This is a genomic window from Terrabacter sp. FW104-15G4B, from assembly GCF_058790095.1.
Genome location: NZ_JBYTCI010000001.1, coordinates 127,694 through 149,709, shown reverse-complemented (window position 1 = coordinate 149,709; position 22,016 = coordinate 127,694). Strand labels below are relative to the sequence as shown.

21 protein-coding genes are annotated in these 22,016 nt (G+C 70.8%); 1 reads left to right on the top strand and 20 read right to left on the bottom strand.

The genetic code is table 11. The features are described 5' to 3' along the window. Positions 1-23: 23 nt before the first annotated feature. The 15 genes from AC3WRT_RS00685 to rpmE form a co-directional block, all read right to left on the bottom strand. Complete coding sequence (locus tag AC3WRT_RS00685; protein WP_492717909.1) at positions 24-962, bottom strand: F0F1 ATP synthase subunit gamma; 939 nt, start codon at positions 960-962, stop codon at positions 24-26. 152 nt (positions 963-1,114) lie between these two features. Then, complete coding sequence (gene atpA / locus AC3WRT_RS00680) at positions 1,115-2,746, bottom strand: F0F1 ATP synthase subunit alpha (protein ID WP_492717907.1); 1,632 nt, start codon at positions 2,744-2,746, stop codon at positions 1,115-1,117. A 69-nt stretch (positions 2,747-2,815) separates the two neighbouring features. After that, the gene (locus AC3WRT_RS00675; protein ID WP_492717905.1) at positions 2,816-3,628 is read right to left on the bottom strand and encodes a F0F1 ATP synthase subunit delta; all 813 of its coding nucleotides are present in this window, start codon (positions 3,626-3,628) and stop codon (positions 2,816-2,818) included. Next, a complete protein-coding gene (locus AC3WRT_RS00670) occupies positions 3,628-4,230 on the bottom strand; it encodes a F0F1 ATP synthase subunit B (protein WP_492717903.1) in 603 nt (200 codons plus the stop codon). The genes AC3WRT_RS00675 and AC3WRT_RS00670 overlap by 1 nt, the downstream gene beginning before the upstream one ends. A gap of 54 nt (positions 4,231-4,284) precedes the next feature. After that, positions 4,285-4,494 (bottom strand): ATP synthase F0 subunit C, encoded by a 210-nt coding sequence (gene atpE, locus AC3WRT_RS00665; protein WP_020142944.1) that lies wholly within the window; start codon positions 4,492-4,494, stop codon positions 4,285-4,287. Positions 4,495-4,614: 120 nt separating this feature from the next. Beyond that, positions 4,615-5,397 carry a F0F1 ATP synthase subunit A gene (gene atpB / locus AC3WRT_RS00660; RefSeq protein ID WP_492717900.1) on the bottom strand — a complete coding sequence of 261 codons (783 nt, stop codon included), beginning with the start codon at positions 5,395-5,397 and terminating at the stop codon, positions 4,615-4,617. A gap of 157 nt (positions 5,398-5,554) precedes the next feature. Further along, complete coding sequence (locus tag AC3WRT_RS00655) at positions 5,555-5,875, bottom strand: hypothetical protein (protein WP_492717898.1); 321 nt, start codon at positions 5,873-5,875, stop codon at positions 5,555-5,557. Positions 5,876-5,889: 14 nt separating this feature from the next. Next, positions 5,890-6,363 (bottom strand): Cg1360 family ATP-synthase-associated protein, encoded by a 474-nt coding sequence (locus AC3WRT_RS00650; RefSeq protein ID WP_492717894.1) that lies wholly within the window; start codon positions 6,361-6,363, stop codon positions 5,890-5,892. A 142-nt stretch (positions 6,364-6,505) separates the two neighbouring features. After that, positions 6,506-7,603 (bottom strand): glycosyltransferase family 4 protein, encoded by a 1,098-nt coding sequence (locus AC3WRT_RS00645; protein ID WP_492717889.1) that lies wholly within the window; start codon positions 7,601-7,603, stop codon positions 6,506-6,508. A 45-nt stretch (positions 7,604-7,648) separates the two neighbouring features. Continuing rightward, positions 7,649-8,926, bottom strand: a complete 1,278-nt coding sequence (gene glyA / locus AC3WRT_RS00640) for a serine hydroxymethyltransferase (protein ID WP_492717887.1) — start codon at positions 8,924-8,926, stop codon at positions 7,649-7,651. Positions 8,927-8,974: 48 nt separating this feature from the next. Then, the gene (locus AC3WRT_RS00635) at positions 8,975-9,793 is read right to left on the bottom strand and encodes an L-threonylcarbamoyladenylate synthase (protein ID WP_492717885.1); all 819 of its coding nucleotides are present in this window, start codon (positions 9,791-9,793) and stop codon (positions 8,975-8,977) included. 65 nt (positions 9,794-9,858) lie between these two features. Beyond that, complete coding sequence (locus AC3WRT_RS00630) at positions 9,859-10,713, bottom strand: SDR family oxidoreductase (RefSeq protein WP_492717883.1); 855 nt, start codon at positions 10,711-10,713, stop codon at positions 9,859-9,861. A gap of 521 nt (positions 10,714-11,234) precedes the next feature. After that, complete coding sequence (prmC, locus tag AC3WRT_RS00625) at positions 11,235-12,107, bottom strand: peptide chain release factor N(5)-glutamine methyltransferase (RefSeq protein ID WP_492717881.1); 873 nt, start codon at positions 12,105-12,107, stop codon at positions 11,235-11,237. Continuing rightward, complete coding sequence (gene prfA, locus AC3WRT_RS00620; protein ID WP_492717879.1) at positions 12,104-13,192, bottom strand: peptide chain release factor 1; 1,089 nt, start codon at positions 13,190-13,192, stop codon at positions 12,104-12,106. The genes prmC and prfA overlap by 4 nt, the downstream gene beginning before the upstream one ends. 87 nt (positions 13,193-13,279) lie before the next feature. Next, positions 13,280-13,495 (bottom strand): 50S ribosomal protein L31, encoded by a 216-nt coding sequence (gene rpmE / locus AC3WRT_RS00615; protein ID WP_492718411.1) that lies wholly within the window; start codon positions 13,493-13,495, stop codon positions 13,280-13,282. A gap of 238 nt (positions 13,496-13,733) precedes the next feature. On the opposite strand from rpmE, the gene AC3WRT_RS00610 reads away from it, so the two are divergent. Beyond that, positions 13,734-14,717, top strand: a complete 984-nt coding sequence (locus tag AC3WRT_RS00610; RefSeq protein WP_492717877.1) for a hypothetical protein — start codon at positions 13,734-13,736, stop codon at positions 14,715-14,717. Positions 14,718-14,762: 45 nt separating this feature from the next. On the opposite strand, the gene AC3WRT_RS00605 is transcribed toward AC3WRT_RS00610, so the two are convergent. The 5 genes from AC3WRT_RS00605 to rho all read right to left on the bottom strand — a co-directional run bounded on the left by AC3WRT_RS00605 (position 14,763) and on the right by rho (position 21,986). Then, positions 14,763-16,823 carry a sensor histidine kinase gene (locus AC3WRT_RS00605; RefSeq protein ID WP_492717875.1) on the bottom strand — a complete coding sequence of 687 codons (2,061 nt, stop codon included), beginning with the start codon at positions 16,821-16,823 and terminating at the stop codon, positions 14,763-14,765. A 17-nt stretch (positions 16,824-16,840) separates the two neighbouring features. Then, a complete protein-coding gene (locus AC3WRT_RS00600; RefSeq protein WP_492717873.1) occupies positions 16,841-18,289 on the bottom strand; it encodes a glycosyltransferase family 2 protein in 1,449 nt (482 codons plus the stop codon). Continuing rightward, complete coding sequence (locus AC3WRT_RS00595) at positions 18,286-19,344, bottom strand: HEAT repeat domain-containing protein (RefSeq protein WP_492717871.1); 1,059 nt, start codon at positions 19,342-19,344, stop codon at positions 18,286-18,288. The genes AC3WRT_RS00600 and AC3WRT_RS00595 overlap by 4 nt, the downstream gene beginning before the upstream one ends. Positions 19,345-19,357: 13 nt before the next feature. Next, positions 19,358-19,759, bottom strand: coding sequence for a response regulator transcription factor (locus AC3WRT_RS00590; RefSeq protein WP_492717869.1), 402 nt, complete (start codon positions 19,757-19,759; stop codon positions 19,358-19,360). Between the two features lie 157 nt (positions 19,760-19,916). Next, entirely contained in the window at positions 19,917-21,986 is a 2,070-nt protein-coding gene (rho, locus tag AC3WRT_RS00585; protein WP_492718409.1) for a transcription termination factor Rho, read from the bottom strand. Between the last annotated feature and the right edge of the window lie 30 nt (positions 21,987-22,016).

Genomic DNA, 22,016 nt, shown 5'->3' with positions numbered 1-22,016 from the left:
GACTTCCTTACCTTCTGGGCGGGTTACTTCTCGGCGTCGGCGAGGGCGTTCGCGCCGCCCACGATTTCGCTGATCTCTTGGGTGATGCCTGCCTGGCGTGCCTGGTTGGCGAGGCGCTCGTACTTCTTGATGAGCTCGGTCGCGTTGTCGGTGGCCGACTTCATGGCCCGCTGGCGGGCGGCGAGCTCGGAGGCGGCCGAGCTCAGCAACGCGGTGAAGATGCGGTTGCGGACGTACTTCGGCAGCAGCAGGTCGAGGACCTCTGCGGCGCCGGGCTCGAAGGAGTACTCCGGCGCGATCTGGCCCTCTTCGTAGTGGTGCACGCTGAGGTCGAGGCTGTCCTCGTCGCGGGCGTCGTCGGCGTCCACCACCTCGAGGGGCAGCAGGCGAAGGACGTGCGGCTCCTGTCGGACCATCGAGCGGAAGCGGGTGAAGACGACGTGGATCTCGTCGTGGCCCCCCTCCGCCGTGTCCTTGAGGAAGTCGGCCGTGACGCGGTCGGCGATCTCCTTGGCGTTCTCGAACGTCGGGGCGTCGGAGAAGCCGGTCCACTCAGCGGCGTACTCGCGCTTGCGGAACTTGTAGTAGCTCACGGCCTTGCGACCGACGAGGTAGGGCACGACCTGCTTGCCCTCGGCGGTCAGCTTGGAGATCAGCTCCGCGCTCTCCTTGATCGCCGCGACGGAGTAGGCACCGGCAAGTCCGCGGTCCGCCGTGATGATGACGACGCCGGCCCGCGTGGCGGTCTCCTTCGCCGTCGTCAGCGGGTGGTCCTCGTTCGTGTTGGTCGCCACCGCGGAGACGGCGCGCGTCAGCGCGGTCGTGTACGGCATCGCCTCGGTGGCCCGCTGGCGGGCCTTGACGACGCGTGCGGCCGCGATCAGCTCCATCGCGTTGGTGATCTTCTTGATGGAGTTGACGGACTTGATGCGCTGGCGGTAGATCCGCATCTGCGCTCCCATGTGCTCCGCCTCTCTTGGTCTCGTGAGTCTGTGGTGACGTGTCCTGCGGGGTTCACGGCATGGCGTATGCCGTGTGGGCGGCTTCGCCCCCGGGCGCCCTCCCGGCCACGCGGGCCGTTCCGGGTCGCCAGGGGGGCGAAGCCCCCGAGCGTTTACTTCTGCTTGACGATCTGCGCCTGGGTGATCTGGTCGTCGGCGATCTCGTCGAACTCCTCGTTGCCCGCCTCGAGGCCCTCCCTGCCGGTGCCCCGGAAGGTGAACTTCACCTCGTCGACGACCTTCGAGAGGGCCGTCTCGGTGTCCTCGTCCAGCTTGAGGGTCTCGCGGATGGTCTGCAGGATGCTGGCGTCACGACGCAGCGTCTCGAGCAGCTCCTTCTCGAAGGAGCGGACGTCCTCGACTGCGATGTCGTCGAGCTTGCCCGTCGTCCCGGTCCAGATCGAGACGACCTGCTCCTCGACGGGGTATGGCGAGCTCTGCGGCTGCTTGAGCAGCTCGACGAGGCGCGCACCGCGGGCGAGCTGCGCACGCGAGGCCGGGTCGAGGTCGGAGGCGAACATGGCGAACGCCTCCATCGCGCGGAACTGCGCGAGGTCGAGCTTGAGTCGCCCGGCGACCGACTTCATCGCCTTGATCTGCGCGGCACCACCGACTCGGGAGACCGAGACACCCACGTCGATGGCCGGACGCACGTTGGCGTTGAACAGGTCGGCCTGCAGGTAGATCTGGCCGTCCGTGATGGAGATGACGTTGGTCGGGATGTACGCGCTGACGTCACCGGCCTTGGTCTCGATGATCGGCAGTCCCGTCATCGAGCCGTGGCCGAGCTCGTCGGAGAGCTTCGCGCAGCGCTCGAGGAGCCGGCTGTGCAGGTAGAAGACGTCACCGGGGTAGGCCTCGCGGCCCGGCGGACGGCGCAGGAGCAGTGACACGGCGCGGTAGGCCTCGGCCTGCTTGGACAGGTCGTCGAACACGATGAGCACGTGCTTGCCCTGGTACATCCAGTGCTGGCCGATGGCGGAACCGGTGTAGGGCGCGAGGTACTTGAAGCCGGCCGAGTCGGACGCGGGGGACGCGACGATGGTCGTGTACTCGAGCGCCCCGGCCTCGGCGAGGGTGCTGCGGACGGACGCGATGGTCGAGCCCTTCTGGCCGATCGCGACGTAGATGCAGCGGACCTGGGCGTCGGGGTCGCCGGACTCCCAGTTGCGCTTCTGGTTGATGATCGTGTCGATCGCAACCGTCGTCTTGCCGGTCTGCCGGTCACCGATGATGAGCTGGCGCTGGCCGCGACCGATCGGCGTCATGGCGTCCACGGACTTGATGCCGGTCTGGAGCGGCTCGTGGACCGACTTGCGCTGGACGACCGTCGGCGCCTGCAGCTCGAGGGCACGGCGACCTTCGGCGTTGATGTCGCCGAGACCGTCGATCGGGGTGCCGAGCGGGTCGATGACCCGGCCGAGGAACGCGTCACCGACCGGGACCGAGAGGACCTCGCCCGTGCGCTTGACGGGCTGGCCCTCCTCGATGCCGGCGAAGTCACCGAGGACGACGACACCGATCTCGTGGACGTCGAGGTTCAGGGCGAGGCCGAGCGTGCCGTCCTCGAACTGGAGCAGCTCGTTGGTCATGGCCGAGGGCAGACCCTCGACGTGGGCGATGCCGTCACCGGCGTCGGTGACGCGGCCGACCTCTTCGCGGGAGGCCGCGCCGGGCTCGTAGGACTGGACGAACGAGTCCAGTGCGTCCCGGATCTCCTCCGGACGGATCGAAAGCTCCGTCATGTCAGATCTTCTCCTCGGTTTCGACCCGCATGACGGGCCGGTGGTTGTTCACAGCAGGTGGTGGGTGCCTCAGGCGCCCATGGCGCGGCGAGCCGCGTCGAGCTTGCGGATGACGGTGCCGTCGATGACCTCGTCACCGATCTCGACCTTGACCCCGCCCATGACCCGGGGGTCGACGACGGTGTTGACGTGGACCGTGCCGCCGTAGATGGCAGCGAGTCCCGCGGCGAGGCGGGTGCGGTCGTCGTCGGTGAGCGGGACGGCCGAGGTCACGATGGCCGTCTGCTGCTCGCGGCGGCGCGAGGCCGTCTCGAGGTAGTTCTCCACGACCCGGTCGAAGCGACGGCCGCGAGGTGCGACCACAGCCCGGCGGGCCAGCAGGAGGGTCTCCGGCGTGACCCTCGCCTGGAGCAGCGACGACACGAGGTCGGCGCGCTTGTCGGAGGGGGCCTGCGCCTCGACCAGCGCGGCGCGCAGGGCCGGGTCCGCCGCGACGATCCGCTCGAAGCGGAAGAGCTCGTCCTCGACCCGGTCGGCGCGGCCGGAGGCCTCCGCCTGGGCGACGACCGCCTCGACGGCATACGACTCGAGCGTGTCGGAGAGGTCACGCTCCGAGCTCCACCGCTGCCCGACGACACCCTTGAGCACGACGAGCGTCTCGGCGCCGACCTTGCCGGAGAAGAGCCGTTCGGCGAAGCGAACCTTGTCCGCACCCTCACGGGCCGGGTCGGCCACGGCGCGACGCAGGGTCGCGCTGCCGTCGATGACGTCGACGACCGCGAAGAGCTCCCCCGCCAACCGCGAACGGTCGACGCCGGCAGCCAGGGCGCCGGTGAACGCCTCGCGGCTCGCCGCCGCTGCTGCGCGTGAGGGTCCCTGCATCAGGCGTCCCCGTCCTGGCTGCCGGCACTGCGGCCGACCTTCTCGCGCACGACGTCGCCGGACTCGAGGTCGGCGAGGAAGCGCTCGACGATGCCCTTCTGGCGGGTCTCCTCGTGGAGCGACTCGCCGACGATGCGGCTGGCGAGCTCGGTCGAGATGCGCCCGACGTCACCGCGGAGCGAGACGACCGCCTGCTGGCGCTCGGCCTCGATCTGCTTCTGCGCCGTCTCGCCGATCCGAGCGGCCTCGGCGGCCGCGTGCTCACGCATCTCGGCGATGATCTGCGCGCCCTGAGCCTTCGCGTCCTCACGGATGCGGGCGGCCTCGGAGCGAGCCTCCACGAGCTGCGCCTGGTACTGCTCGAGCGCGGCCTGGGCCTGCGCCTGGGCCTCCTCCGCCTTGTTCATCCCGCCCTCGATGGCAGCGGTGCGCTCGGCGTAGATCTGCTCCAGCCGCGGCACGACCTTCTTGGCCACCACGTAGTACAGGATCGCGAAGCACGCCAGGCCGAAGAAGAACTCGAGCGGGTGCGGGATGATGGGAGCCGCGGTGGCCCAGAAGCCGCTCTCGCCGCCTTCGGCGGTCACGGTCACTGCTTGCATGAGGTTCTCCTAGAGAGAAAAGACGAACGGTGCTTCGAGCTGCCCCGGGGGGCGTCAGCCCTTGAAGACGAACGCGAGCGCGATACCGAAGATGGCGAGCGCCTCGGTGATGGCCATGCCCAGGAAGGCGATCGGCTGCAGCATGCCGCGGGCCTCGGGCTGACGGGCGACGCCGTTGATGTACGCGGCGAAGATCAGACCGACACCGATACCGGGGCCGATGGCGGAGAGGCCGTAACCGAGGATGGCGATGTTGCCAGTCATGTTGTGTTCCATTTCCTTCTTGTCGGTCCCGGAGACGGTTGCCGCCGGGGCTGGGTGACGCCGTGGGTCGTGCTGGTGGTGGTGCCGGTGGTGCCTGTGGTGCAGCTCGGAGGTGACCGCTCAGTGCTCGTCGGCGACCGCGCCGCCGATGTAGAGGGCGGCCAGAAGGGTGAAGACGTACGCCTGGAGGAACTCGACCAGCAGCTCGAACAGGGTCATCACGAAGGCGAAGATCCACGTGACACCACCGGCGACGACGAGGACCCCGCCGGAGTTGAGCATGTACCAGCCGCCCGTGATGAACAGGACGATGAGGATGTGACCGGCGAACATGTTGCCGAAGAGTCGCAGCGCGAGCGTGACCGGACGCGTGAAGAGGTCGGTGATGAGCTCGAGGAAGAAGATGGCGGGGATCATCGCCTTGGGCAGACCCGCGGGCACGAGCGACTTCCAGTAGCCGATGAAGCCGTGCTTGCGCATGCCCACGACGTGGAAGACGATCCACACGATCAGCGAGAGGGCGATCGGGAAGCCGATGCGGCTGAAGGTCGGGAAGCTGAACGGCGGGATGACGCCGAAGAAGTTGTTGACCAGGATCGTCGTGAAGAGCGCGAAGAGCAGCGGCACGAACCGCATGAACTCCTTGGTGCCGATGAGGTCCTTGGCGATGCCGTTGCGAACGAGGCCGTAGACGGCCTCGGTCCCCATCTGCCCGCGGCTCGGCACGAGCGCCTTCTTCTTCGTCGTGGCGAGCAGCCACCAGACGACGAGGCCGGTGGCAACGACCATGAGGAGGATCGGACGCGTGATCGCCCAGGGACCGTCGGTCCCGAAGAGGGGCTGCCAGAACTCACTGACGCCGGGGGCGGTGTAGTCCGTCGGGGCGGCGGCCACGATGCTCACGGGTTACTCCTTTGTAGGTTCTGGGCACTTCGGGTGACGACCTGCGTCAGCGGTGGGGGCTCCCCGCAAAGCTCCGGGCTTCCGGCCGGGCCCGTCGTCGGCGTGCTGGTCGGCACGCCCGCGGGCCTGTCTGGAAGCGGCAAGGGGGTCGATGGGCTCAATGGGTACCGTATCGGAACCAGATCAGGTAGAGCGACAGCGCCATCCCACCCACGATCCCGACTCCGACCAGCCACGTGGTGCCCAGCCAGTGGTCGGCCAGCGCGCCGAGGCCACCGTAGATGAGTGGGCCGGTCAGCATGTACGCGACGGCACGCCAGGCGGAGTCCTGCTCGCGCGAGTTGAACCGCCGCAGCTCCTCGGCCCGGTCGGCCGCGCTCGGCTCCGTGGGCTCTCTCGCCTCGGTCGGCTCGGGCGCCTCGGTGGGCTCGGTGGGCTCGGTGGGCTCCGACGGCTCGGGTGCCAATGGAGTACTCATGCCGACCTCCGGTCTCACGGCTCATCACGCGGCTCCCGCGTGGGCTCGGCGTCGAGCGAGGCCTCACCCCGGGGGTCGTACGCGAAGATCCGCAGTCGCTTGTAGGCGCGCATCTCGAAGAAGAGCCAGACGACGGCGCACACCGTGATCGACAGGCCGACGGCGAAGCCGGAGGCCCAGGTGACGTCACGCAGCGCGAACATGACGATGCCGAGCACCAGCACCTTGAAGGTGTAGGTCACCATGACGATCATCATCGTCGTGGTCGGCGGCAGGTCGGCGGTGCGCTTCATGACCAGCAGCGTCAGGCTGAAGAAGAAGACCACGATCGCGGCGCCGAGCGCGGCCGACCAGGCGGCCTTGGGGCTCGAGAAGAAGCCGACGACCACGCAGACGAGCCCGGCGACGGCCGTCGGCAGCAGCGAGCCCCGGAGGAGCTGCGCGAACGCATCGGACTGTGATGCGTCGCGGGCCGGTGTGGCGCTCAAGGAAACCTGCCTGGGTGCGTCGTGAGGCGTAGTGCGGGCGGGGCTCGGTGATCCGGATCGTGCTCGGATCGGTGCTGTGGGAAGGATGTCGGGCGATCTGGGCGAGGCTTCTCAGCCTCCCCTCAGGTGCTTGTGAATGCTATCACAAGCGCTTGGAAGGCCTCCACCGCGGAAGCCAGACGGTGAGCACGGCCCCCATGGCGGCGGCCGCTCCGACGACCGCCACCGGACGGGGGCCGTCCCAGATGACGAAGGAGACGGAGCCCAGGGCCACGATCGCGGCCCACAGGTAGAGGATCAGCACGGCCCGGCGGTGGCCGTGGCCGATGCGGAGCATGCGGTGGTGCAGGTGCATGGCGTCCGGGTGCCACGGGCGCTGGCCGGCCCGCGTGCGCCGCACGACGGCGAGCAGCATGTCGAGCAGCGGGAGCAGCAGCACCGCGAGTGGCACGAGGATCGGCAGGAACGCGGCCGACACCTCGTTGGCGCTGACCTGGCCGGGGTCGACGTTGCCGGTCAACGTGATCGTGGCCGCCGACAGCAGCAGCCCGAGCGTCAGTGCGCCGGAGTCACCCATGAAGAGCCGCGCGGGATGGAAGTTGTGCGGCAGGAAGCCGGCGCAGCAGCCCACCAGCGCCGCGCAGATGAACGTGGCGGTGGAGAAGACGTTGGCCGGCACGAACGAGCGCGACACGAGGTAGCTGTAGATGAAGAACGCGAAGGCGGCGATCCCGACGACGCCCGCGGCCAGCCCGTCGAGTCCGTCGATGAAGTTGACGGCATTCGTCGACGCGATGACGACGAGCACCGTGACGAGCACGAGCACCGGGGTCGGCAGGATCGTCGTGCCGAAGATCGGCAGCGAGAGCAGCTGGACCCCGGTGTAGGCCATCAGTCCGGCCGCGAGCATCTGCCCGGCCAGCTTGGTCAGCCAGTCGAGCTCACGGATGTCATCGAACGCACCGAGGAGGCAGACGATCCCACCCGCCACCACGACGCCCCACAGCTGCCGCGTCGAGAAGAGGCCTCCGAGGTAGGGCAGCGCGCGCGCGACGAGCACGGCGGCGACGAATCCGATGTAGATCCCCACTCCCCCGAGCCGCGGGATCGGCGTCTTGTGGACGTCACGCTCACGGACGGCCGTGAAGGCGCCCGTCGCGACGGCGAGGCTCCGGATGAAGGGTGTCGCGAGGTACGTGACCGCAGCGGCCACGATGAGGACGAGGACGTACTCGTGCACCTACCGACCTTCGCTCGGACGCCGACGCTGACGACGTGGGCTCACTCAGCGAGGGTATGCCGGGAAGCGCGTCACGAGGTCGGTGACCTCCGCACGCACGTCCTTGCTCACCGCGTGGTCGGGGTCCGCGTCGCCCTGCGTGACGGCCCGGTGGATGAGCGAGGCGATCTGCTTCATCTCCTCCAGCCCCATGCCCTGGGTGGTGACCGACGGCGTACCCACCCGGATGCCGGAGGCGATGTTGGGCTTCTGCGGGTCGAAGGGGATGGCGTTCTTGTTGAGCACGATGCCGGCTGCGTCGGCGCGCTCCTCGGCTTCCTTGCCGGTGACGCCGACGCCCTGCAGGTCGAGCAGGGACAGGTGGGTGTCGGTGCCGCCGGTGGTCGGGCGGATGCCGAGCTCGAGCAGGCTTGCCGCGAGCTGCCGGCTGTTGGCGATGACGTCCTTGGCGTACCGGGCGTACTCCGGGGTCGCCGCCTCCTTGAAGTTGACCGCCTTGGCCGCGATGGTGTGCATCTGCGGGCCGCCCTGCATCATCGGGAAGATCGCCTTGTCCATGGCGGCGGCGTGCTCCGCCTTGCACACGAGCGCGCCCGATCGCGGGCCGCGGAGCACCTTGTGCGTCGTGAAGGTCACCACGTCGGCGTACGGGACGGGCGAGGGGATGGCCTGGCCGGCCACGAGGCCGATGAAGTGCGCGGCGTCGACCCAGAGGATCGCGCCCACCTCGTCGGCGATGGCGCGGAAGCGCTCGAAGTCGATGAGGCGCGGGATGGCTGAGCCGCCCGCGCAGATGACCTTGGGCCGGTGCTCCCGGGCGAGGGCCTCGACCTGGTCGTAGTCGATGTTCTCGCTCTCCTTGTCGACGCCGTAGTGGACGGCGTTGAACCACTTGCCGGAGAACGAGACCTTGGTCCCGTGCGTGAGGTGGCCACCCATCGGCAGCGCCATCGCCAGGATGGTGTCGCCGGGGACCATGAAGGCGCCGTAGACGGCCTGGTTGGCGCTCGCTCCCGAGTGGGCCTGCACATTGGCGTGGTCGGCGCCGAAGAGCGTCTTGGCGCGCTCGATGGCGATCGACTCGGCCTTGTCGACCTCGGAGCACCCGCCGTAGTAGCGGCGGCCCGGGTAGCCCTCGGCGTACTTGTTCGAGAGCGTGGAGCCGAGCGCGGTGAGCACGGCCGGCGAGCTGATGTTCTCGCTCGCGATCAGCTGCAGGCCGCTGCGGATGCGGTCCAGCTCGGACAGGAGCACCCCGGCGATGTCGGGGTCGAAGGACTGCAGGGCGCCGAAGTCGGAGCCGTAGAACGTGTCGTCAGCCATGGGAGTCTCCGGAAAGGGTCGGGAGTGGGGCGCGAGCGCGAGCCAACTCTAGGGGGTCGTGCTGGGGCCGTCGCTCGGCCGCTCGGCCGTCGGCACCTCGTGCCCCTCCCCCGGCGGCTCGGCGCCAACGGCCACCTCCGGCTCGGTCGCCCCGAACGGCTCCGGCTCGATCGCCCCGGCCGGCTCCGGCTCGGCCTCCGGCACCGCGTCGGGCTCGGGCGCCTCGAGCACGGGCTCCGGCTCGAGCGCGGCGTCGATGTCCTCCCGCGACAGGGTGCCGACCCGCAGGGTCAGCGGGATCTCACCGGTGCAGTCGACGATCGTCGACGGCTGCCCCTCCCCTGCCGGGCCGCCGTCGAGGTAGACCGAGACGGACTCCCCCAGCATGCCGAGGGCCTCGTCGACGGTGCGGGCGGCGGGGTCGCCGGTGGTGTTGGCGCTCGTCACCGCCATGGGCCCGATGTCGCCGAGCAGCTCGAGCGTGATCTCGTGGTCCGGCACGCGCAGCGCCACCGTGCCGTTGGTGTCGCCGAGGTCCCAGTGCAGGGACGTCTGCGCCTTGAGCACGAGCGTGAGCGGTCCCGGCCAGAACTTCTCCATGAGGCGCTGGGCGTAGTCAGGGACCTCCGTGGCCAGGCCCTGGGCCGTGCGCGCCGTCGGGATGAGCACGGGCGGCGGCATGTCCCGACCGCGGCCCTTGGCAGCCAGGACCGACGCGACCGCGGTGGCGTCGAAGGCGTCGCAGCCGATGCCGTAGACGGTGTCGGTCGGCAGGACGACGACCTCGCCGCGGCGGACCGCCGCCGCAGCAGCGGGGATGCCCTCCGCACGCCCGTCGGGATCAGTGCAGTCGTAGCGCTCGCTCACGGGCAGAGCCTACTTGCGTCCGGGGGGGTCCGACCTCGGTCCCGGACCGCGTTCCTCAGGCCCCGTCAGGGGGACTCGATCCCGACGAGTTCGGCGGAGGCGCGCCAGAGCCGCGCCGCGACGTCGGTGTCGTAGGAGGCCGGCGCCGAGGGCCTCGCGCGGCCCCTCACGAAGTAGGCGCCGGACACGTGCTCGAGCTCGGGCGACGACGCGAGCAGGACCGAGGTGTCCGCGCCACGTCCCGGGCTCTTCATGAAAGGTCGGACGACGGGCAGCAGGAGCCGCATCCACCCGCGCGAGTCCTCCTGCCCGAAGGCGGTCCTGACCACGCCGGGGTGCAGCACGTTGGCCGTGACGCCCGAGCCCTCGAGGCGTCGGGCCAGCTCGTAGGTGAACATGACGTTGGCGAGCTTGGACTGGTTGTAGGCGCGCTGCCCGTTGTAGCCCCGCGCCCCCTGCAGGTCGTCGAGGTCGATCCGGCCCAGGGAGTGGGCGCCCGACGAGACGGTGGCGACGCGGGCAGGGGCGCTCGCGCGCAATCGGTCGAGGAGCAGGTGGGTGAGCAGGAATGGCGCCAGGTGGTTGACGGCGAAGGTGCGCTCCAGCCCGTCCGGTGTCATGTGCCGGGTGGCCCAGTAGCCTCCGACGTTGTTGACGAGGACGTCGAGGCGGGGATATGCCGCGAGGACCCTGTCCGCCAGCGCGCGGACGTCGCGCTGGACGGAGAGGTCTGCCTCGAAGACGTCGACCTCGGCGCCGGTTGCGCGGATGGGGGCCGCGGCGCTCTCGCCGCGCCCTGCGTCGCGGCCGACGAGCCCCACACGGGCTCCGAGACCGGCGAGACGGGTGGCCGTGGCCAGCCCGATCCCGCCGGTCCCGCCGGTGACCAGCACGGTCCGGCCGGTCATGGGGCCGGTCATGTCAGCGGACGATCTTGACGTTGAAGGCTGCCGTGCCAGGAGCCTTCATGAGGCGCAGCCACACAGGCAAGAGCATCTCGGTGCCGCGTGCGGTGCTGAGGACTGCGATCTTCATGGTCCCCCTGGTGCTGCTCGAAAGGATCGACATGGACGGGTCGACCTCATCATCGCCGAGTCCGGCGCGGTCAAGGCCACTTCTACAAGGCACTTCCCCGCCAAGGACGACGTCGTCGTCACCTACCTCGACAGGGTCGACGGCCTGCGGACCGAGCAGCTGATGCCGGCCACGGCGGCTGGAGCCGGAGCGGGGGACCCGCAGTCGCTTGCCCGGTCGCTGACGCTGCTGCCTGACGGAGGCCTGGCCAGCTGCTCGCTCGGCGAGCCCCGCGGCGCCCGAGGTGGCCAGGGCCTCAGCCCGCGCGCTCGTGGCCGCCGCGACGGTCGTGGGGCGGAACGAATGGCCGGATCTGGCCCTGGAGGACCCAACCGCCCTTCGTTCCGGCCCATCCGCACCGCCCGCGTCAGCCGGCGCGACGGGCGAGCGTCACCCTGGGGCGGCCGGAGAGGTCCTCGTGGTCGGTGACATCCGTCCACTGCCCGGTCGCAGCCAGCCGGCGCGGCAGACTCGCCCCCTGGGAGTCGGCGTGCTCGACGAGGACGAGGCCCCCCGCATGCAGCAGCGCGGCGGCGACCCGCGCCACGGCGAGCGGGATGGCAAGACCATCCTCGCTGCCACCGTAGAGCGCCACGTCGGGGTCGTGGTCCCGGACCTCGGGGTCGAGGGGCACGGCGCCGACAGGGATGTAGGGCGGGTTGATGGTCACGACGTCGACCGTGCCCGCCCAGTCCTCGAAGCACGGCAGCGTCGCGTCGCCCCGAGCCAGCTCCACGTCGAGACCGAGGCGGTCGCGGTTGGCCACGGCCCAGGCGTGTGCGTCGGGTGACAGCTCGAGCCCGCGGACGTCTGCGTCCGGTCGCTCGTCCTTCACGGACAGCGCGATCGCTCCGGAGCCGGAACACAGGTCCACGACCCGCACGGGCCGGTCGTCGGGCTCCGTGGCGAGCCGGCCGACCTCGGTCAGGGCGAGGTCGACGAGCACCTCCGTCTCCGGCCGCGGCACGAAGACGCCGGGACCCACCGACAGCGTCAGCCGGCGGAAGTGGGCCCGGCCCGTCAGGTGCTGGAGCGGCACGCGGCGGGCGCGCTCGTCGACGAGGACGGCATACGCCCCCGGGAGCGTGCGCCCGCCGAGCACCATGAGCCGGCGGACCTCCGGGGTCTCGACGCCCAGCACGTGGGCCGCGAGCTCCATGGCGTCCACCTCGGCAGAGGCCACCCCGGCGTCGCGCAGCCGCGCAGCGGCAGCGCGGACGCCGTCGCGCAGGTCGGTCACGGGCGCGACCCGTCGTCGGCGAGCGCCGCGAGCTTGGCGGCCTCGTCCGCGTCGAGCGCGGACTGCACGACAGGGTCGAGGTCGCCGTCAAGGACCGCGTCGAGGTTGTAGGACTTGTAGCCGGTGCGGTGGTCGGAGATGCGGTTCTCCGGGAAGTTGTAGGTGCGGATGCGCTCCGAGCGGTCGACGGTGCGCACCTGCGACCGGCGGGCCGCGCTCGCCTCGGCGTCGGCCTCGTCCTTGGCCAGCTGGTGCAGCCGGGCGCGCAGGACGCGCATCGCCGCCTCCTTGTTCTGCAGCTGCGACTTCTCGTTCTGGCACGACACCACGACACCGGTGGGCACGTGCGTGATACGCACGGCGGAGTCGGTCGTGTTGACGCTCTGGCCGCCCGGACCGCTGCTGCGGTAGACGTCGATGCGCAGGTCGTTGGGGTCGATGCCGACCTCGACCTCCTCGGCCTCGGGCATGACGAGCACGCCGGCCGCCGAGGTGTGGATGCGGCCCTGGCTCTCCGTGACGGGAACCCGCTGGACGCGGTGCACCCCGCCCTCGTACTTCAGCCGCGCCCACGGGCCCTCCCCCAGACCCGGAGCGCCCTTGGCACGCACCGAGACCCGAACGTCCTTGTAGCCGCCGAGGTTGCTCTCGGTGGCGTCCTCGATGGCCGTGCGCCAGCCGCGCTGCTCGGCGTACCGCAGGTACATCCGCAGCAGGTCGCCGGCGAAGAGGGCCGACTCGTCGCCCCCCTCGCCGGCCTTGACCTCGAGGATGACGTCGCGGTCGTCGTCGGGGTCGCGCGGCACGAGCATGCGCCGCAGGTGTCCCTCCGCCTCGGCGTGCCGCGCCTCGAGGGAGGGGACCTCCTGCGCGAAGGACTCGTCGTCGACGGCGAGCTCGCGGGCCGCCGTGAGGTCGTCGCCCGCAGCCGTCCACTCGCGGGCTGCGGCGACGGTCGGGGCCAGGGCGGCATACCGCTTGTTGAGCGAGCGGACGAGGTCCTGGTCGGCGTGCACGGCGGGGTCGGCGAGGCGCGACTCGAGCTCGGCGTACTCGTCGAGGATCGACTGGACGGATTCGAGCACGGCGGGCCCTTCGGCTTCGGTGGGAGGGACGGGAACGACGAACGCCGGCCCCGACGACCGAAGTCGTGGGGCCGGCGTGCGGGAGACCTACTTGGCGGCCTTCTTGCCGTAACGGGCCTCGAACCGGGCCACGCGGCCACCGGTGTCGAGGATCTTCTGCTTGCCCGTGTAGAACGGGTGGCACTGCGAGCACACGTCGGCAGAGATCTTGCCGGAGGTCTCGGTGCTCTTGGTGGTGAACGTGTTGCCACAGGTGCAGGTGACCATGGTCTCCACGTAGGCGGGGTGAAGGTCCTTCTTCAACGTTGTCTCCTCGAGGTAGTCGGCCGGGTCGGTGTCATCGCTGCTCAGCTCGAGCTGCTCTTCCGTGAACCGGTCCAAAGGAAGAGTGTGCCAGACAGGCGCACCTCCTCCCAAACGCCCGGGTGGCCGCCGGCATTCCCCCTCCCGGCTCCCGGAACGGTCGCCCGGACGTGCATCGATCCGCGGCAGCTCGGTGTCTTGTCCCACAAGGACGTGGACCGACGGCGAGGATGCGCACATGGGGGTCAGGAGCAGGACGGGCGCGCGCCGCGCGGCAGGGGCTGCAGCGGTCGCGGTGCTGCTGGCCTCCGCAGGCTGCACGCGCACCTCCTGCGACTTCGACGACTGCCCCGACGTGCCGGGAGCACAGTCGGGACACGTCGTGGGCCGTGACCCGGCCGGGGTGGTTCGCTGGACGACGACGGTTGCCGACCTGCTCAGTGAGGCGCCCTTCGTCAGCAACGGCCACGTCGTCCTCGTCGGCTGCCATGCGACGCATGTCGTGGACGTGGCGTCGGGAGCCGTGACGTCTCCTCACGAGGTCGAGCAGGTTCTCGGTGTCGTCGACGGGTATGCCGTGGGCGTGCCCTCCGAGGGTGATGCCGTCGTGGCGGCGGAGCACCTCACAGGCGGCCCGGGCAGCTGGTCATGGGTCGTGGCCCCGCCCGACCCGCGGGCCAACGAGGGCTACCGCACCTCGGCCGTGGTCACCGCCGACGGTCTCGTCGGTGTCCGCGGGCAGGACGTCGTCGCGTGGACGCTGCGTGACGGTCGATGGACGACGGCCGAGGTGCGGCTGCCTGTCGGGTCGTGGCGGGCGGAGAGGCTCGCCGCCGTCGACGACACCCATGTGGTCGTCCCCGGCTCGGACGGATCCGTTCTCGGGGTCGACCTGGGCACCGGCTCGGTGACGTGGCGCTCGATGCCGACCCGGCCGGACGCGCCCGCGGGCGTCGCCGTGCACGTCGAGGGCAGCCGGGTCGTTGCCGAGGTCTGGTACCCGCGCACGACCGCGCCGGCCGTCAGCGGGGAGGCGGTGTGGGTGACCGAGACGTGGTCGCTGGACCCACGCTCCGGCGCCGTCGTCACCCCGCGGACCACGCGTACGGGCACTCGTCCCGGCCACACGGACTCACGACCGTCGTCGTCGCTGCGCGACCCCGCGAGCGGCTGGAGCGTCACCCAGCAGCTGTCGGAGCAGCTCCACGGCGGGTGCTTCTGAGGGATGGCTGGTTTCGACAGGTGGTTGGGACCGGGCGTCGCCCGATCAGGCCGGCACGGTTGCGTGCCGCGAGACGGGCAGCACGACCTGCATGGTCGTCCCCTCACCCTCCACGGAGGCGATGACGAGCTCCCCGCCATGGCCCTCGACGATGGCGCGCACGATCGCGAGCCCCAGACCGGTGCCGGGGATCGCCGCCGCCGTGGCGTTTCCGGCACGGAAGAAGCGCTCCGACAGCCGCGTCAGGTCGCCGGCGGGGATGCCGATGCCGGTGTCCTGCACCGAGATGATCGTCGAGTCACCGGAGCGCTCGGCCGCGAGAACCACGTGCCCGCCCTCCGGGGTGAACTTCACGGCGTTGGAGCCGAGGTTGATCAGGGCTCGCTCGACCTGGCCGCGGTCGACCCGGACCACGAGGTCGTCGGGCACGTCGGTGCAGACCAGCTGCACCCCGCCGTTGGCGGCCACCGGCTCCATCGTCTCGGTCACGGTGCGGAGCAGGTCACGCACGGCGACCTCCTCGGAGACCGCCTCGAGGCCGCTGATCTCGATCTTGTTCAGCACGAGGAGGTCCTCGATGAGCCCGCGCAACCGGGTGGCGTTGCGACCGATGATGTCGAGGGCGACGTGCTGCGCGTCCGAGACCTCCCCGAAGTCGCCGTCGACGAGCAGCTCGAGGTAGCCGCTGATGGACGTGAGGGGCGTGCGCAGCTCGTGGCTGACGGTCGCCATGAAGTCGGTCTTCTGGCGGTCCAGCTCGGTCAGGCGCCGCACCTGCTCGTCCTGCATCTGCGACAGCCGGAGCGCAACGATGGACTGGGCAGCGATCGCGGAGCACTGCTGCGCTGCCTGGATCTCGTGCCGGTGCCACCGGCGCGGTGCGCTCACCATCATCACCGACAGGATGCCGAGGCCGCGGCCGCCCGTGCCGACCGGGAGCATCAGCAGCGAGCGCGTGCCGGTCGCGCGGTGGAAGGCGCGGACGCGCTCGTCGGCGTACGCCTCCTCGACGAGCAGGTCCGCCAGGGCGAAGAAGCCGACGTCACGGCGCAGCTCGTCGTTGACGGCCCCGACCTGCTGGGCCAGCGACCGCGGCAGCGGCGGCAGGTCCGGCAGGTCGTCGGTGTGCCACTGGAGGCGATCCTCGACGGTGATGCCGTCCTCGGCCAGCGTGTAGAGCAGCACGCGATCGGCGCCCAGGCCCGCTCCGAGCTTGGTCGTGACACGCTGGAGCGCCTCGCGGACGTCGCTGGCCGACCGCGCACCGCGCCCCACGTCGAGGACGAGCTCCTGCATCTCGAGGACGGCCGCCTGCTGGTCGACGAGCCGCGCGTTGGCGCGGGTGAGGTCGTTGAAGTCGCGCGCGAGCATCCGCACCTCGAGCGCGCCCTCCTCCTGGTTGGCCATCGCGATGACGTCGTCCTCGGCCTGCCGGCGCACCACCTCGCGCAGCCTGGCGAGCGGGCGGCCAACGGCCCGGTGCATCCCGAACCCTGCGGCCGCGAGCACGAGCACGACGGCGGCGGCCACTGCGGCGATCACACCGGAGGTGATGGCCGTCGCTTCGCGTGAGTCGATGCGCGCCGCGTCCCGCTGGGTCTGCACGGCGCTGCCCAGGGACGCGTTGGCGGTCGTGAAGCGGGCGTATGCCGTCTCCGCGCGGGCCCGCTCGGGCGCGCCCGCCGAGGCGCCGGGGGCGACACGTTGCAGCGACCCGCGGGCGGCGAGGAACCAGGCGTCCACGGCCGACCGCTGCTCGGTGACCAGCCCGGCGTACCCGGCCTGGTCCTCGGCGGAGAGCTCCTCGCTACGCAAGGCGTCCCCCACCTTGGCCAGCGTCGCGTCCACGGGAGCCTGCAGCGACAGCGGGTCGAGCGGGGGCGCGATGCCGGCGGCCGACTGCCGCCATGCACCCTCCGCCCGAGCCATGTCGAGCAGGACCTCGCCGTTCGCCTCGCGGGCCGGGCCGAGGGCGAGGGTCAGGGCGCGCACCGCGGCGCCCTGGGTGTGGATCGTCGCCACCGAGACGATGGCGCCCAGCGGCACCAGCACGACGAGGATGCCGATCAGCAGCCGGATCTGGCTGCCGACGGACCTGCCGGACATCGCCGGCAGACCACCCGTCACGCCGGGTCCTCGTCGAAACCTGTGCGCGTCATGACGCCCCAGACGTGTTTGCGCCCGCGAAGGCTGGCCCACCAGCCCTCGAGGCGCCACCAGACCGTTGCCTGGCGATAGCCGACGTTCTCGAGAACCGACGCGATGATGGTCTGGCCGATGGCCCGCCAGCGGTCCTGCTTGTGGAAGGCCCACTCGTCGACGAGCATCGCCGAGAGCGTCACGAGGACGGCATACCCGTAGGCCAGCACCAGGAAGAGGATCGCGAAGGGCACGTTGATGACGCCCAGGAGCAGCGCCAGCGGGACGATGATGATGCCGAAGAGCTCGAGCAGGGGGGCGATGAGCTCGAAGGCCCAGTAGTACGGCAGCGCCAGCCAGCCGATCCGGCCGTACTTCGGGCGGAAGAGCATCGTGCGGTAGGCCCAGAGCGTCTCCCAGAGCCCCCGGTGCCACCGACGCCGCTGGTTGCGCAGCACCTTGGCCGTCACCGGCACCTCGGTCCACGAGACAGGCTCGGGCACGAACTCGATGCGGTAGTCCCGGCCCTCGTCGCGCAGCCGCTTGTGGATGCGCATGACCAGCTCGAAGTCCTCGCCGATGGTGCCCGGCTCCAGGCCGCCGACCTCCACGACGACGTCGCGGCGGAAGAGGCCGAACGCGCCGCTGATGAGGATGAGGCCGCCGAGCCGCGACCATCCGGTGCGCCCGAGCAGGAAGGCGCGGAGGTACTCGACGAGCTGGATCCGCGGCAGCCACGTCTGTGGCATCTCGACGCGCACGATGCGGCCCGAGACGACGCGACTGCCGTTGACGGGACGGATCGCCCCGCCCGTCGCCACCATGCGGGTGGGGTCGTCGGCGAAGGGGCGGGTGACGTGGAGCAGGCCGTCGGGCTCGAGGATGGAGTCGCCGTCGAGCATCGCGACGAGGGGCTCGGTCGCGGCGTTGACGCCCAGGTTGAGCGCCTCGGTCTTGCCGGAGTTCTCCTTGCGGACGACGACGAGCCGGGTTCGGCCGTCCCGAGGCACGTAGACACCGAGCACCCGAGCGCGCACCGGGATCTCCCGTGGCAGCTCGCGCGGCACGCGGACGAGGTCGAAGGCCTCCTCGAGGCGCGCAAAGGTCTGATCGGTGCTGCCGTCGTCGACGACGACGACCTCGTGCTGCGGGTAGCGCAGGGTGAGGAAGGACTTGACGGCCGTGACGATGCCGGCCTCCTCGTTGTACGCCGGCACGAGCAGCGACACCCCTGGCGCGAGGCCGGCACCCTGCCAGGACAGGGATGTTGCGCGCCGTCGCTCCTGCGCCCGGAACTCGAGGTAGGCGAGCGCGACCAGGACCAGGAGCGAGGTGTTGATCAAGACGAAGTAGACGAGGACCGGGATGCTGGCGACGTCCATGATCCACACGACGAAGGAGCGCAGTCCCTCGAGGAGGCTGTCCCAGCTCACGCAGCGGCCTTCTGCAGGCCTGCCACGAGACGCGCGGTGCGCACAGCAGGTTGGTCCTCGTGCCCGGCCAGAGCCGCTAGACCGGGGGAACCCATGTCGATGAGCGCCGTCGCGGCCAGCTCGGCCAACCGCGGGTCAGGGTCATCGAGCAGGCCGGCGAGTGTCGGCAGGGCTGGGCCTCCCCCCAGCTCACCGAGGGCGATGACACAGGCACGACGCAAGGACAGCGGCTCGGTGGACGCGGTATTGCGCGCGAGCACCTCGGCGTCCTCCGCGCGACCCAGGCGCCCGATGGCGACGGCGCAGGTCTCACGCACGGTGACGTCGGTGTCGTGATCAAGCAGGTGTCGCAGCTCTGGCAGGCCGCGGGTGAAGCTGCGTTCGCCGCTGAGGTGCGCCGACACCATGCGCGTGCGGGGGTCGTCGTCGGTCAGGCCCCGCCGCAGGACCTCGGAGATCCCGACTCCCATCGACTGCAGCGTCTCGGCGGCCGTGGCCGCGGCCAGCCCGCGATCCCGGGCGCCGATGGCCGCCAGGACCGGCCCAGCGGCGGAGTCGTCACCGATGAGGCCCAAGGCATACGCCGCGCTGTTGCGGACCTCCACGGACTCGTCGCGCAGGGCCTCCACGAGAAGCGGGACGGCTTGGCCGGCATGGGCAAGGCCCAGCAGTTGGGCCGCCCGGGCCCGTCGCACCGACGACCGGTTGGTGATGTCACGGCTCGCCGCCTCGACGGCGCCGTGGACCTCGAGGACGTGCACGAGCTGCTCGGCAGGAACCCCGCGGATCTTGGTCAGCATCTCGACGATGTGGTCGTCCAGCACGGTGCGGGAGACACCGGTGGCCCACGTCAGCTCCTCGGCGGCCGAACCATCGTCGTCCTCGCCGGAGGCGACCCTGATCAGCGAGGGCCGGAGCGGTGACAGGAGCATCTCGTCGCGCTTGCGGCGGCTGTGGCGCCGGGTGCGCACGGCGACGACGGCGAGCACGAGCAGCACGCACGAACCCAGGACCACGACCGTGGCACCGATGAGCAGCGCTGCGCCGACGATCACGATCGCTCGCCGCTCAACGGGACCGGGCCAACATGCCGTTGACCCGGTGGAGCAGCTCACGAGGGCTGAACGGCTTGATGACGTAGTCGTCGGCCCCGACGGCAAAGCCGGTGTCGACGTCGGAGTCGCGCGACTTGGCGCTGAGCAGCAGCACGGGCACGGCTGCGAACTCGCTCTCGCGGATCTTGCGCAGGACGTCGATGCCGGACAGGCCCGGCATCATGACGTCCAGCACGGCCAGCTGAGGAGGGTTGGCCGCGAACGCCTCCCAGGCGCTCACCCCGTCCGGAACGGCCTCGACGGCATAGCCGGCCTGGGTCAGCTTGAACTCGACGAGGTCTCGGATGTCGGCATCGTCATCGGCCACGAGGACACGGACGAGGCTGGCATCGGGGTCGCCGGCGGGCGCAGACATGGCTCTCCATGGTGAAGGTCGAAGGTGAAGTCCCAGTTTAGGAACATTTCACCCCAAGAGCCCATGAAACGCCGAAAGGGGACGGCGCCGATGTGGCGTCGTCCCCCCTCGTCGACGGTCCGGCCGCTGGCTGGCCGCCCGGTCCGTCAGGAAGCGCTCAGGTCTCGTCGTCGAGCTTGGAGCCGCTCGTCGCCTGCACCTGGGTGAGGAACTCGTAGTTCGTCCGCGTCTTCTTGAGCCGGTCGATGAGCAGCTCGATCGCCTGCTGCGCGTCGAGCCCGCCGAGGACCCGGCGCAGCTTCCACATGATCTTCAGCTCCTCGCTCGCGAGGAGGATCTCCTCGCGGCGCGTGCCCGAGCTGTTGATGTCGACGGCGGGGAAGATGCGACGGTTGGCCAGGTCACGGCTCAGGCGCAGCTCCATGTTCCCGGTGCCCTTGAACTCCTCGAAGATCACCTCGTCCATCTTCGAGCCGGTCTCGACCAGGGCCGTGGCCAGGATGGTGAGCGAGCCGCCGTTCTCGATGTTGCGCGCGGCGCCGAAGAACTTCTTCGGCGGGTAGAGCGCTGCCGAGTCGACGCCGCCGGAGAGGATGCGTCCGCTCGCCGGGGCGGCGAGGTTGTAGGCGCGACCCAGCTTGGTGATCGAGTCGAGGAGCACGACGACGTCGTGACCCAGCTCGACGAGGCGCTTGGCACGCTCGATGGCGAGCTCGGCGACCGTGGTGTGGTCCTCGGCCGGCCGGTCGAAGGTCGAGGAGATGACCTCGCCCTTGACGGCGCGCTGCATGTCGGTGACCTCCTCGGGACGCTCGTCGACGAGGACGACCATGAGGTGGCACTCGGGGTTGTTCGTCGTGATCGCGTTGGCGAGGGTCTGCATGATCATCGTCTTGCCCGCCTTGGCCGGGGCGACGATGAGGCCGCGCTGGCCCTTGCCGATCGGGGCGACGAGGTCGATGATCCGGGTCGTCAGGACGTTGGGCTCGGTCTCGAGGCGCAGGCGCTGCTGGGGGTAGAGCGGCGTCAGCTTGCCGAACTCGACACGCTTGGCCGCCTCCTCGGGGGTCTGGCCGTTGACCGTGTCGAGGCGCACGAGCGCGTTGAACTTCTGGCGCCCCACGTTGCCGGAGGGCTGCTCACCGTCACGCAGCGCCTTGACCGCGCCGGTGACGGCGTCTCCCTTGCGCAGGCCGTTCTTCTTGACCATGCCGAGGGGGACGTAGACGTCGTTGGCACCGGCGAGGTAGCCGGAGGTGCGGACGAACGCGTAGTTGTCGAGCACGTCGAGGATGCCCCCCACGGGCACGAGCACGTCGTCGTCTCCGACCTGCAGGTCGACGTCGTTCCAGTCCTGGCCGCCCTCGCGACCGCGACCGCGCTTGCGGTCCCGGCTGCGCTGGCGGTTGCGGCTGCGGCGGCTGCCGGCGCTGTCGTCGTCGAAGTGCGACTGCGGACCGCGGTTCTGGTCGTTGCCCTGGTCCTGCTGGCGGTCCTGCTGGCGGTCCTGCTGGCGGTCCTGCTGGCGGTCCTGCTGGCGGTCCTGCTGGCGGTCCTGCTGCCCCCGGCTGCCCTGCTGGCGAGCGGCGCGGTCGTCACGTCGGTCCGTCTGACGGTCGTTCTGCTGACCCCGGTCGTTCTGGCGACCGCGGTCGCGCTGACGACCCTGTCGGTCGTCGCCGCCCGTCGAGGCGGAGCCGTCCGAGGGGTGGAAGTCCGCAGACCCGGCGGACTCCGCCGACTCCACGGACCCGGCGGAGGTGACGTCGGCGAGCGTCTCGCGGACCGCGCGGTCCGCGCGCTCGGCGCGATCTGTGCGGCCGGCACGGTTCGTGCGGCGGTCGGGCTGGGACTCGCTCGACCGGTCTCCCACGGCCGCGCCGTCCGAGGCCTCGGAGGCGTCGGGGGTCGCGGACGGCGTGCCGGCGTCGACGCTCCCGGCGGAGCCGGCGGGGCGGCTGACCCGGCGCGACGCACGGGCAGGGGCTGCCTCACGGGCGGTCTGGGCGGAACCGGCGCCGTCCGCCGGCGCGGAGGACTCGGCCGGGGCGGAGGCGTCGGCCGAGGAGGTGGTCGGCGTCGTGGCGGCCGGGGCAGCCGCCGCCGGGGCGGACGATCCGCCCGACTGTCGGGCCTTGATGGCCTCGACCAGGTCGCTCTTGCGCATCTTCGTCGTCCCGGTGATGCCCATCGACGACGCGACGCCCTTGAGCTCGTCCAGCTTCATGGCCGACAGGCCGGAGAGCGGACGGGTGGT